9 protein-coding genes and 1 tRNA gene are annotated in these 13,287 nt (G+C 37.2%); 6 read left to right on the top strand and 4 right to left on the bottom strand.

Translation table 11 applies throughout. From position 1 onward, the window contains the following. Positions 1-496 (top strand): lambda exonuclease family protein (locus ACFILT_RS08215; RefSeq protein ID WP_375679870.1); only part of this gene is annotated, 496 nt, incomplete at its 5' end. A 78-nt stretch (positions 497-574) separates the two neighbouring features. Continuing rightward, entirely contained in the window at positions 575-778 is a 204-nt protein-coding gene (locus tag ACFILT_RS08210) for an AlpA family transcriptional regulator (protein WP_007347214.1), read from the top strand. Positions 779-877: 99 nt separating this feature from the next. Here the strand turns inward: ACFILT_RS08210 and ACFILT_RS08205 are convergent. Then, positions 878-953 (bottom strand) — tRNA-Phe (locus ACFILT_RS08205). Positions 954-1,353: 400 nt separating this feature from the next. Between ACFILT_RS08205 and ACFILT_RS08200 the strand changes: the two genes are divergently transcribed. From ACFILT_RS08200 to ACFILT_RS08190, 3 genes are all read left to right on the top strand, one after another. After that, a complete protein-coding gene (locus tag ACFILT_RS08200; protein ID WP_375613717.1) occupies positions 1,354-2,517 on the top strand; it encodes a phosphoserine transaminase in 1,164 nt (387 codons plus the stop codon). A gap of 383 nt (positions 2,518-2,900) precedes the next feature. Beyond that, positions 2,901-4,190, top strand: coding sequence for an adenylosuccinate synthase (locus ACFILT_RS08195; protein WP_375679260.1), 1,290 nt, complete (start codon positions 2,901-2,903; stop codon positions 4,188-4,190). Positions 4,191-4,427: 237 nt separating this feature from the next. After that, positions 4,428-5,849, top strand: coding sequence for a hypothetical protein (locus tag ACFILT_RS08190; RefSeq protein ID WP_375679261.1), 1,422 nt, complete (start codon positions 4,428-4,430; stop codon positions 5,847-5,849). Between the two features lie 203 nt (positions 5,850-6,052). Here the strand turns inward: ACFILT_RS08190 and rpoH are convergent, their stop codons facing one another. The 3 genes from rpoH to ACFILT_RS08175 all read right to left on the bottom strand — a co-directional run bounded on the left by rpoH (position 6,053) and on the right by ACFILT_RS08175 (position 9,550). Next, on the bottom strand, positions 6,053-6,937 hold the full coding sequence (gene rpoH, locus ACFILT_RS08185; RefSeq protein ID WP_375618560.1) for an RNA polymerase sigma factor RpoH: 885 nt from the start codon (positions 6,935-6,937) through the stop codon (positions 6,053-6,055). 148 nt (positions 6,938-7,085) lie between these two features. Further along, positions 7,086-8,090, bottom strand: coding sequence for an RluA family pseudouridine synthase (locus ACFILT_RS08180; RefSeq protein WP_375679262.1), 1,005 nt, complete (start codon positions 8,088-8,090; stop codon positions 7,086-7,088). Between the two features lie 29 nt (positions 8,091-8,119). Next, on the bottom strand, positions 8,120-9,550 hold the full coding sequence (locus tag ACFILT_RS08175; protein WP_375679263.1) for an aldehyde dehydrogenase family protein: 1,431 nt from the start codon (positions 9,548-9,550) through the stop codon (positions 8,120-8,122). Positions 9,551-10,010: 460 nt separating this feature from the next. Here ACFILT_RS08175 and ACFILT_RS08170 point away from each other — a divergent pair, with 460 nt between their 5' ends. Then, positions 10,011-12,584, top strand: a complete 2,574-nt coding sequence (locus ACFILT_RS08170) for a DNA translocase FtsK (RefSeq protein WP_375679869.1) — start codon at positions 10,011-10,013, stop codon at positions 12,582-12,584. Positions 12,585-13,287: the final 703 nt, after the last annotated feature.

Below are 13,287 nucleotides of genomic sequence, written 5' to 3'. Positions count from 1 at the left end.
ACTCATGACAGAACGCTTAATAGAGGAAATAAGCCAATCTTATACAACACCTGCTATGCAATGGGGCATTGAACATGAAGAGAATGCCTTAAGAGAATATGAATTCATTTATGACGCAGAAGTCACAAGATGCGGGTTTATCCCACACCCAAAAATGAAAATGGCGGGTGCAAGTCCTGATGGGTTCATTGGAGAGGACGGCTTAGTTGAGGTCAAATGCCCACAATCAACAACCCATCTTCGTTTTTTTATTTATGACGAAATCAAGCCTGAATATATCGCACAGATGCAATTCCAAATGGCATGCACTGGACGAAAATGGTGTGATTTCATGAGCTATAATCCAAACTTTGTAGGCAAATCTACTGGTTTGAGAATGAAAATCAAACGCGTCAATCGTGATGAGAAACACATTGAAGAGATTAATAAAGCGGTCGAAATCTTTTTAGGGGAAATAGAACACGAGATGCAAAAGATTTTGGCAAAAGCTGCTTAAACATATGGGGGTGCTCTCTCCTCCCAGCACCCCCACCTATTTAGGTAATAAGTAATATAAAAATAGAAAGGTAATGAGATGATATTTGATGATGGCGATAGATATGTAACAACCCGTGAATGTGCACAGCTTTTTAGTGTATCAACCACAACGATTCGCAATTGGGTGCTTCAAGGGGAGTTTCCGCAACCCTATAAGCTAGGAAGAGCAGTGAGATGGAGAAAAAAGGAGATCTTAGCCTTTACTCCAAAGAAAAATAGGGAACAAATAACAACAAATTAAGTAAAATTGTATAAACCACAAGAGGTGGACTAAAAGGTGGTCTATAAAATAGAAAATCAAATAAAAAATTATATATTTCAATATGTTAAAGAGAAAAAGTGGTGCCCAGACGCGGATTCGAACCACGGACACGCGGATTTTCAGTCCGCTGCTCTACCAACTGAGCTATCTGGGCATGCTTCAAAAAAACATAAAGCGTTTGCGGTTATAACATTAAAATTTTCTCTGTCCAGTCATCAAAAGAAAAATAATTGATTTTTTAATAAGTTTATCTCCCTATTCTAGAGCGTTATCAATGAATCTTTAACATAAAATAAATTTGATAGGTATATTGGACACTTTAGTGTATTGTTATTAGAATGCTGTCTTATCGTGGTGGTGATACGAAAAAAAATTAAAAGAATCAATCGAGAAGAATGATTAAGAAAGATTTTTTTATAAAGTTTCCCTAAATTTTAAGCATACGAAATAAGAGACAACATTTTTGACTTTTTTCTAAAAAGATTATTGATTAGTCTTTATAATAATTTGTTTTTCTTTATAAAGAAAGAAAAACATCTAAAAGGGGAGAAATAATGATAATGTTACAAAAACCAAGTAATCGTCCCAATAATACTAATTTTTCTTCAGGTCCTTGTAGCAAACGGCCTGGTTGGACTCTTGATGTTCTTAAAAATGCATTAGTTGGGCGTTCACATAGATCTAGAGAAGCAGAATTAAAACTTGCTGAAGTTGTTAATTTAACCCGTGAGATTCTTGAGGTTCCTTCTGATCATCGTATAGGAATTATGCCAGGATCAGATACCGGTGCTGTTGAGGCTGCTCTATGGTCTCTATTAGGTGAGCGTGGCATTGATATGGCAGCGTGGGAAAGTTTTGGGTTTGGGTGGAATAAAGATGTTGTCGAGCAATTAAAGCTTTCTGATGTGCGTCGTTTTGAAGCTCCTTATGGTGAAATACCAGATTTAACACAACTTGACTTTGATCGGGATGTTGTTTTTACATGGAATGGGACAACTTCTGGTGTGCGTATTCCTAATGCGGATTTCATTCCGCATAAGCGGGCTGGATTGACCATTTGTGATGCAACATCGGCAGCTTTTGCGCAATATCTTGATTTTTCAAAATTAGATGTTGTTACTTTTTCATGGCAGAAAGTTTTGGGAGGTGAGGCTGCACATGGTATGGTGATTTTAAGTCCTCGTGCTGTTGAGAGGCTTGAGAATCATGTTCCAGCTTGGCCTATGCCCCAACTTTTCTATATGACAAAAAATGGAAAATTGAACGAAGATATTTTTAAAGGAAAGATCATCAATACACCTTCTATGCTTTGTGTTGAGGATTTCCTTGATGGGTTGAAGTGGGCAAAATCTCTAGGAGGTGCAGCGGCATTAAGAGCACGGGTTGAGAAAAATTTTTCTGTACTTGATGCTTTTGTTCGCAAAACGCCATGGTTAGAATATTTGGCAAAAGATCCTGAAGTGCGTTCTAACACCGCTATTTGTTTAGATATTGTGGATCCAGTGATTACTGCTTTGGATACGGAAAAGCGAGTATCTTTTATAAAAGCGGTTGTGAAGCGTCTTGATGAGGAAGGGGTTGCTTATGATATCGGTTCGTATCGCGATGCTCCTCCTGGGCTTCGAATTTGGGCGGGTATAACAATTGAGGCTTCCGATCTTGAAATTTTAACACAATGGCTTGAGTGGGCGTTCCAAGTTGAAAAAGCACAGCTTTAAATAATTACTGGTGATTTTCACAACGTGTTTTTAAACAAAAAAGGATACGAGAGATTATGATGATCTTTCGTATTCTTGTATCAGACAAACAGCCTCTAAATATTACATGAATTGTAAAAGATTAAGACGGGGAATGAATGCTTTGTCAGGTGTTGGATACGCACAAATTAAAATCTCTAATGTTTTTACTTTTTGTAGCGAAAATGACAGATTTAAAATATTTGGGTATTTGCTTATCTTTATTATCATAAATTTGAAAATTTAATCACTTGAAGATTGAGAAAAATCTGAAATGAGGAGTCGCACTTGCTCTAAGGTTTCGTTATAAAGAAGAGTTTGTTTTTGAATGCTGGTTTTTTTGACCAAACACGACGGAGAAAGTTATGGCCAATGTAGTTGTTGTCGGTACACAATGGGGTGATGAAGGCAAAGGTAAAATTGTAGATTGGTTGTCTGAGCGAGCAGATATCGTGGTGAGATATCAGGGGGGGCATAATGCTGGCCATACATTGGTTGTTGATGGAGTCAGTTATAAATTATCACTTTTACCGTCTGGTTTAGTGCGTGGCAAGTTATCAATTATTGGTAATGGTGTTGTTGTTGACCCTCATCATTTTGTTGCAGAAGTAAAAAAACTATGTAATCAGGGTGTAAAAATCACACCAGAAATTTTGCGTATTGCTGAAAATGCTCCTTTGATTCTTTCTTTGCATCGTGATCTTGATGCAATTCGAGAAAGCGGTTTATCTGGTTTAAAGATTGGTACAACAAAGCGCGGTATTGGACCGGCTTATGAAGATAAGGTGGGACGTCGTGCTATCCGAGTGATGGATTTAGCAGAAAAAGATACACTTATGGCTAAGATTGAGCGGCTTTTGAGGCATCATAATGCTTTGCGTCTTGGGATGGGTGTTGCAGAGATTGATTCTCGAGCACTTTATGATGAATTGATGCAAGTTGCGGATAAAATTTTGCCCTTTATGGATTGTACGTGGCGTCTTTTAGATGAAGGTTATCGAGGAGGGAAACACATTCTTTTTGAAGGTGCGCAAGGTGCTTTATTAGATAATGATTTTGGAACTTATCCTTATGTAACGTCATCTAATACAGTTGCTGGGCAAGCATGTACAGGTTCGGGGATGGGACCTGATGCAATCCATTATGTTTTGGGTATTGCAAAAGCTTATACTACACGCGTTGGAGAAGGGCCGTTCCCGACAGAGCAGATAAATGATATTGGTGAATTTCTGGGAGTGCGTGGACATGAATTTGGTGTTGTAACGGGTCGAAAGCGTCGATGTGGTTGGTTTGATGCTGTCTTAGTACGTCAGATGGTAACAATTTGCGGTGTTCAAGGTATAGCATTGACAAAACTTGATGTTTTAGATGGTTTGGATGAAATAAAAATTTGTATTGGTTATGAGCTTGATGGTAAAAGGATTGATTATTTACCTTCTTCCATGGGAGCTCAGGATCGGGTGAAGCCTATTTATGCAACATTAGAAGGTTGGAAGGAAGAAACAGCACATGCATTGAGGTGGGAAGATTTACCAGTGCAGGCTATTAAATATATACGCTATATTGAAGAACTGATTAATACAAAAGTGGCTTTATTATCCACAAGTCCAGAGCGTGAAGATACTATTCTTATTACGGATCCCTTTGTTAATTGATTATTGTTTTTAGATTTCTATATATGTTCTCTGTTCGTTTTTGTATCTTTTTACAAAAAAAGTTTTTAAGAGCACGTAAAAGAAAGGTGCAAAATAGCATTGTTTATTTTTCATATTCATTTTACATTATTGCGATAGTTGTACCAATATTAAATGGCAACCAATTTAGAAGGCTAAAATAAAGTTTTTTGGCTTTACTATTGATTTTTTCTCAGTTTAAGAGAGATTATAGAGGAAATGGTAGATTTCGTTGGAATCTTAAAAAAGACAATTAATGCACAAAATAATATTACACCACAAGTGCGTAAGCGGATTTATAAGCGGGCTACCGAAACACTAGAACATCAATTTGTAACAGCAAAAATATCACAAGCAATAGCGGATGAACAAAGAAAGCTTCTTCAAAGTTCTATTGCAACTGTTGAAGGAGAATATTTAGCAGTTGAAAAGAAACGGCTCTCTTCAGTTATTGGGTGGAATCCCACAAATATAAATGAAGATAAGAAATATACAAAAAAAACTATATTACCAAAGAATAATGAATTGTCAGAGGTAAACATAAAAAGAAAGCAAGATTTTGTTACACGTTCAAAGGATAACAAGGTATTTGTTGAGCTTTGTGTATCAGATATACCAGATGCAGAGCCTGTTAATATGGAGGCTGATGTGCCTTCTCAGCATGTTAATAGCAGTGTGTTAAAGATTTCTCCTTCGCAGGAAGATAATCCGCATATTGTTTCGCACATTTTTTCTCAGGCTTTACGTCGTGCTAATAAATCGTTAGTGCAAAGGCGTATTGTGATAAGTGCTGTTTCTGTTGTTAGTTTTGTTGTTTTACTTGTTGGTATTTTTTTTGTTGGTGAGCGTGTATTTGTATCAAATGATCATCAGTTTTTAGAAGAAAATCTTCAAGCTTCTCACAGAGTACCAAAGGCATTTCCAATTAAGAGAAAGTTAACACAACGCTTATTAGAGGATGGAAGTGAAATTGATGTTGGTTTAAAACAAGCGATAGATTCTTCGGATGAAGAAGTACTCTCAACAGTTGTTTCTAGCAATTTGCAATCGCTTGAAAAATCAGGTGAAGCTGTTTTCTATCAAGCACGTACAAATTATGATGCAGAAAAGATAGCAACGGGAAGTGCTCGCTGGACACTTATAAAAGAGTCTCAAGTGAAGGGGGCTCCAGAAGAAACAACTATACAAGGTGATATAACAATTCCTGATGAAGGGATATCATTACGGTTAATTTTACGTCGTAATACCGATCAGTCATTTCCTGCTGCGTATATTATGGACCTTATTTTTATTCTTTCGGATAAATTTTCAGGTAAAACTATAAGCAATATTCAAGCATTAACCTTTAAAGCAAGTGAACAATCCATTGGACTGGCTTTAACAAGAACTATTGCTGCAAAGATTAACGAAGACTTTTTTCTTGTCGCATTGAGTGGAAATCATCCATTTCTTGATCGAAATTTACAATTGATGCGAGAATTAGATTGGATCCGTTTGGTGTTAACGGATAAAAACGGGCGTATAAGTGAATTAACCTTTGCAAAAGGACCAACAGGTAAGTCTATTTTTAATGAAGTTATTGGACAATGGCTTGCACAACAAGATAAGTTAACAGTTCTTGGTCAAAAAAATAAAACATAGATGCAAAAAAATAAACGGCTGTGAAGAATTTTCTACGACCATCTTTATCAATTATATACCACATACATTCACTAAATTTTTGCATATCAATAACTTAAAGAATTCGATAGACCAATTTACAAGTATAAAGCCAAGGCATGCTTTTTTTCATTTTCACATTTAAAGAATGTGCAAACCATTGGCTTTATACTTAACTCTAGGTTTTATACTTGACTTTGAGATAAAGTAGAATCTTTGATAGAGTTTTGCACTTTTTCAAATGCACGCATTTCAATTTGTCTTACTCGTTCTCGACTAATATTAAATTCACCAGAGAGTTCTTCTAGGGTTAGTGGTACATCGTTTAAACGACGCGCTTTGAATATACGTTTTTCGCGTTCATTGAGATTGTCCATGGCATTTATGAGCATGGAACGGCGATTTTCTAATTCACTTTTTTCAATTAAAATTTGTTCTTGATCGTTAGATTCATCCACCAACCAATCTTGTAACTCGCTGTTTTCCCCTTCTTTTGTCCGAATCGGTGCGTTGAGTGAAGTGTCACCACCAAGCCTACGATTCATTGATACAACTTCATCTTCTGTGACATTCAACTGGGTTGCAATTTCTTTCACTTGTTCTGCATTGAGATCGCCACTATCAAGTGCTTGAAGTTTACTTTTCAACTTACGAAGGTTGAAAAACAAGCGCTTTTGATTAGCTGTTGTCCCCATTTTCACCAAACTCCAAGAGCGCAATACATATTCTTGGATTGACGCTTTAATCCACCATATTGCATAGGTTGCAAGACGAAAACCCCGCTCTGGTTCGAAACGTTTAACAGCTTGCATGAGTCCAACATTGCCTTCTGAAATAACTTCCCCAATGGGAAGTCCGTAGCCCCGATATCCCATCGCGATTTTAGCTACGAGACGCAAATGGCTGGTTACTAGCCTATGCGCAGCTTTTAGATCATTATGCTCACGGTAACGCTGAGCTAACATATACTCTTCTTTTGGCTCAAGCATTGGAAAACGACGCACTTCTTCCAAGTAACGGTTTAAACCACCATCACCTGTCATTACTGATAATAAATTCATATGGGCCATATAGCACCCTCCTTTTGTCTGAATTCCCTGATAAGGCAAATTCTATGTTTTAGATAGCTAACTATCCTCATAACCTCACTCTAGCATATTTTTCAATTTTGTTCAAAAAAAGATATTTTATTGTGAAATCTTGAGAAGGGGAAAAGTTTCAATTCATTTTTTTAAAAAGCTCAATAAGTTTAGTCATATCTTGAGGCAGTGGTGCGGAAAACGACATAACTTTACCGGTAGAAGGATGTTCAAAAGTAAGATTTGCAGCATGGAGTGCATGTCGGTTGAATTGATCGATTGCATTTCTAATAGTGGGGTTGAATGTGTTTGATTTTGTTTTAAAAGCGTTTCCATAAACTGTATCGCCTATGAGTGGATGCCCTATATGAGTCATATGAACACGGATTTGATGGGTGCGTCCAGTTTCCAAGCGACATTCCAGAAGGCTAGCAAAAGATGTTGAGTCTGCATGAGAGCCATATTTTTCAAGCAGAGAAACATGTGTAACAGCGTGACGAGCATAAGGGTTTTGGTTATGGATGACAGCTTGCTTTGTCCGGTTATGGGGCGAACGGCCAAGTGATGCATCAATTGTCCAGACATTACGGTGAGGTGCCCCCCAAATCAAGGCATGATAACGTCGATCTAATGCGCAGGTACGTCCATGATCAGAAAATTGAGCGCTAAGACTTTTATGGGCCAGATCATTTTTTGCAACAACCATGACACCGCTTGTATTTTTATCGAGACGATGGACAATACCAGGGCGTTTAACACCACCTATACCAGATAAACTATTCCCACAGTGGTAAATAAGGGCATTAACCAATGTACCGGTCCAATTTCCATTTCCAGGATGAACAACAAGACCAGCTGGTTTGTTAATAACAATGATATGATCATCTTCAAAAAGAATGTCCAATGCAATGGCTTCAGCGCTAGGTTCTGCATCACGAAGGTCAGGGATTTCCAATTCAATTATTTGGTTAGGTTTTAATTTTGTTTTTGGTTCCTTTATGAATTGACCATCAATTTTAAGACAGCCTTCACGGATGAGAGTTTGCAAACGCGAACGTGAGAGCACATCATGATATTGTTTTGCGAGCCACTGATCAAGACGTTGCCCAAGAGCACCTTCATCCGTTATTTTCTGTATTACCATACGATTCCTATTAAGTTTTTAATAAGATTTTACCAGTACGAAATTGCTTTACTATCGAGAAATTCTTTAATTCCCCAATGTCCTCCTTCACGAGCGCGCCCAGAAAATTTTACACCACCAAAGTAGCTTCCACTGGGTAATCCATGTCCATTAACTTCTACCATACCAGAGCGTACTTGTTCCGCAATACGACGACATTTGTTGCGATCTTGCGATTGAATATAGTTTGTAAGACCATACTCAGTCTCATTCGCTAAAGCGACGGCTTCTTCTTCTGTACTAAAAGAAAGAATCGAGAGAACTGGACCAAAGATTTCTTCTTTAAAAATACGCATATGAGGTTTTACATCAGCAAAGACTGTTGGGCGAACATAATAACCGCGTTCCATTCCTTTTGGTAAACCAATTCCGCCTGCAACAAGAGTTGCACCTTCATCAATTCCCGATTGGATAAGATCTTGAATTTTATCGTATTGTTTTTTTGAAACGACAGGCCCAATATGATTTCCTTCTTGGTAGTTTGGTCCTACTTTTGTTGTTTCTGCAATATCTTTAGCTATTTTTACGGCTTTGTCATAGATGCTCTGTTCCACAAGCATACGAGTCGGTGCATTACAACTTTGTCCACTATTATAAAAGCAATGTCGTGCACCACGTTGAATAGCATCTGAGTCGGCATCAGCAAAGATAATATTCGCTCCTTTTCCCCCAAGTTCCAGACAGACTCTTTTTAAAGTTACACTGGCATTTTTCGAAATATCTTTTCCTGCTCTGGTTGAACCAGTAAAGCTGATCATTTCTAAATCTGGATGTGCAGAGAGGTAAGAGCCGACAGTCGCACCATCACCATTGATTAAATTAAAAACACCGGCTGGAAGTGCTGCTTCATCTAAAATTTCAGCAAAAAGCATAGCAGAAAGAGGCGCAATTTCAGAGGGCTTTAACACCATGGTACAGCCAGCCAAGAGAGCAGGAATAACTTTAAGAGTTACTTGATTCATGGGCCAATTCCATGGCGTAATTAATCCTACGACGCCGATAGGATCGTAGTGAAGGATTGCTTGCTCATTTCCCTTTATTAAAGTTTCTTGGAACGAAAACTCTTTATAAGCTTCGATAAAATTGCGAATATGGGAACTTCCGGTTGCAGTTTGCGCATTAAGCGCCATATCAATTGGTGCTCCCATTTCCATTGAAATGGTTTTTGCCATGTCTTTGGAACGTTTTTCGTAGATCTCTAGAATTTTTTCAACAAATCCAAGACGCTCATTTGGTGACGTTGTTTTCCATTTTTGAAACGCTTCTTTAGCCGCATTAATTGCTTTATCGGCATCTTTTGTACTTCCAAGGCTAATGACAGCACAAGCCTCCTCTGTTGATGGATTAATGACGTCAAAATCGTGAGGAGTGCTTGGCTCATCCCATAGACCATTGATATAAAAATTCCGTTTATTAAACATAATTCACTCCCTTTTTTCTATTTGTATTTATGTAATTATGATTGTCTTAGTCTAAGCCTTTTTAAACGAGGATAACAAGGATAATCTTATAAAAACGCGAGAAATTAGATTATATCGTGATAATTGAGCATGGAGAATTCAATAGAGTAATGCTCATTGTATTATTGAGACTAGTTTCTTTTATGAAAAGGGAGAGAAAGAGAGGCATAGACAATTTTCTTGAAGCTTTTTTATCATGAAGTTTTCTTCAAAACAAATGAAATACGAGCTCTGTGACACCATAAACTGAGCAATTTATATCGTAAATATGCAAAAGGCAGATTATGAATATGCATTATGGCATTATTTTTTTCATTAAAAAGTAACCATCAGCAAAAGGTTATTAACCTTCGTATGATAGTTTCTACGAATTCTTTTTGAAAAGGTTATTTTTCTCATTGCTATAAATTTGTTGGGTGCCATGCATAATTCGAAAACAAAATCTATTTCTACGTCTTCTTTTTCTGATGATAGTACAAAAGGTGCATCAAGAGAAGATTTATCTGTTAAGATTACTGAGATATTTCCTTATCCGGAAGTGTGGAAAAAGGCATTTGCCCTTGGAAAAAACGTCCGTTTCACGAGAACCCCAGAAGTTGAGATTTTGCGTCGTCGTATAGAAACAGATCCAGTTTTTGCAAAACAGTTTAAAATTTTTACGAAGCAAGATCAAAAAAAAATTACAGATGCAGATATTGTACGTTGTAACAAGAAAACAACCAATATTCTTTCGACAAAAAAAGTCATTAATCCTCAATCAATAGAGAATAAAACATCAGTTTGTCATTCAACGGTTCTGAAGCAGTTGTCACGACAAGCTATTCATATGCCGTCAGCAAATATTCCACTTGAGGAGGATGAACAAGAACGTAAATTACAAGTGGAAAATGTGCTACAAAAAATAAAACCTGCTTTGCATCTTTCCGATGATGCATTTTTTGAGTGTGAATCTTTGATATTTGAACATGTGGAGACTCAAACGTCAAAAGAGGATGGAATATCAATTGACACGACAAATGAAATTACACCGGATATTCCCACAGCCTTTGATGAGTCAATAACGGCTCTTTACCGTGTTCTTGAATACCGCTTTCCACAACTCTATGATTCAATTACATCAGAATCTCCAGCGGAAAGGATGCGAGGCGTTGAGAAAATTTCTGATTTAATGCATACAAATAATGATACTACTAAAGAGAGTCATTCTAAGCTTTCTGTTGAAGATTCTGCTCATACGTTAAGTAATACAGGGGCGTTAAGCGATGCAGGAGCTAGTATAGAGACTGAAAATAGCAATAATACTGTCGCCAATAATACTGTTGATTGTATAAACAAAGCCGTCACAAAGAATTCAAAAGATTTTTCTGTGATGCAAGCAAACAGTAAAACTAAAACATTGCAATCTACTCGTATGCCATTAGGTAATTATGATTCTGCTTTTATGCAAAATATTCAATCTATTGACTGTGATGTTTATGAATTTCCTCCGATCAACTTATTACAGGAACCTGTTTTTCATGAAGGTACGATGATTCCTCAAGAAACATTAGAACGTGGTGCTGGACTTTTGGAAAGTGTTTTGGAAGATTTTGGCATTAAGGGTGAAGTTATCCATGTTCATCCAGGGCCAGTGGTAACAATGTATGAATTTGAACCCGCCGCGGGCGTAAAGTCATCGCGCGTTATTAATCTTTCTGATGATATTGCGCGTTCTATGTCTGCTATTTCTACACGCGTTGCTGTAATTCCTGGACGGAATGTTATCGGGATTGAGTTACCCAATGCGGTTCGTGAAACCGTTTATTTACGGGAATTAATCCAAACACGTTCTTTTCGTGAAAGTGAATTTAAACTTGCTCTTGCTTTGGGGAAGGGGATTAATGGTGAACCGGTCATTGCAGAATTAGCAAAAATGCCTCATTTATTGGTTGCAGGAACAACAGGATCAGGCAAGTCTGTTGCAATTAATACAATGATTTTGTCGATTCTTTATCGTATGACACCAAAGCAGTGTCGTTTGATCATGGTTGATCCTAAAATGTTAGAGCTCTCTGTTTATGATGGCATTCCACATCTTTTAACACCCGTTGTCACAGATCCCCAAAAAGCAGTAACAGCTTTAAAATGGGCGGTTCGTGAAATGGAAGAGCGTTATCGCAAAATGGCTAAGTTGGGTGTGCGTAATATTGATGGTTTTAATGCACGCGTTGCACTTGCAGCTCAAAAAGGCGAAACAATCATGTGTACTGTTCAGTCGGGTTTTGATAAGGAAACAGGGGAAATGCTTTATCATGAAGAAGCCATGGATCTCACGCAGCTTCCTTATATTGTTGTGATTGTTGATGAGATGGCTGATCTTATGATGGTGGCAGGGAAAGAGATAGAGAATGCCATTCAGCGCTTAGCGCAAATGGCGCGTGCGGCAGGTATTCATCTTATTATGGCAACGCAACGTCCTTCTGTTGATGTTATCACAGGTACAATTAAAGCGAACTTTCCTACCCGCATTTCTTTTCAAGTAACATCAAAAATTGATAGTCGTACGATCTTGGGTGAACAAGGTGCTGAAACACTTTTAGGTCAGGGGGATATGCTTCATATGGCTGGTGGTGGACGCATTGTGCGCGTTCATGGACCTTTTGTCTCAGATGAAGAAGTTGAATCCATCGTTGCACATCTTAAAATGCAAGGAAAACCTGATTATTTAGCAACGGTAACGGATAATGAAGACGATAACAAAGAGGATACTTCTGCTGATTCAGCTGCTGAAATTTCTGAGGAAGAAAATTTTGATGAAGAGGGTGAGGAACTTTATAACCAAGCTGTAAAAATTGTTATGCGTGATAAAAAATGTTCAACATCTTATATTCAGCGCCGACTTTCAATCGGCTATAATAAAGCAGCTTCTCTCGTCGAGCGGATGGAAGAAAAAGGCATTGTTGGAGCCGCTAATCATGTTGGAAAACGTGAAATTTTACTCAATGAAGGAAAATAAACAAACGCATTTAAAAATATGCAATTTTTTAAATATCTGACAGTTATTATTTAAATGTGCTTGTTTTATTTTTTTATATAATATTAAAAATTTAAATGGAGAGTAATAAAGCAAAAGCGATCTTTTGTATTAAGACTTCTGATGAGGTAAACAAGCTTATATCAAAGGAGGTTATGAGATATTTTAACATTTCTAAATGATCTGGAATATAAAGAAATTAAACAAATCTTTATATGAAGACAGATAATTTGTGTTCTCTTTTTTACAGAGAAAATTTTTAATAAAATAGTGCGGTAGCATATTTTTTCTTTTGTAGCGATTCTAATGAAAGAAAGATCTTTGTATGAATGCCTTCAAATGCCGAGAACTATTGGTAACATTAGGGGCTGAAATTAGTATAATGATGGTGCTAACCAGCTCTTTTATAAGTATAAAAATGGTAATGCACAATGCCTTGATATCCTCTATAGGGACTTTTACATTACACCATTTACAGATGACGTCGTAAAATAAGCTTGGGGATCTTGGGAGATATCTTTTCAAAAAAGGCGCATGAATGTGTAAAATAAGTGTATTCTTTTTGAGTACTATTTATGCGAGGGAGATGTTACCATTATTGTAATAAGATTTATTATATAATGGGTGAATAAGCAACAAGAGCTGGAAGCTTCTTTTTATTCTTGTTTTGTTGATGAAACAGTCA

Origin of the sequence: Bartonella sp. AP7XZML (assembly GCF_042195745.1) — a bacterium.
GTDB lineage: Bacteria > Pseudomonadota > Alphaproteobacteria > Rhizobiales > Rhizobiaceae > Bartonella.
Note: the sequence above shows the minus strand (reverse complement) of the source record. Positions and strands in the feature narration are given on the sequence as shown.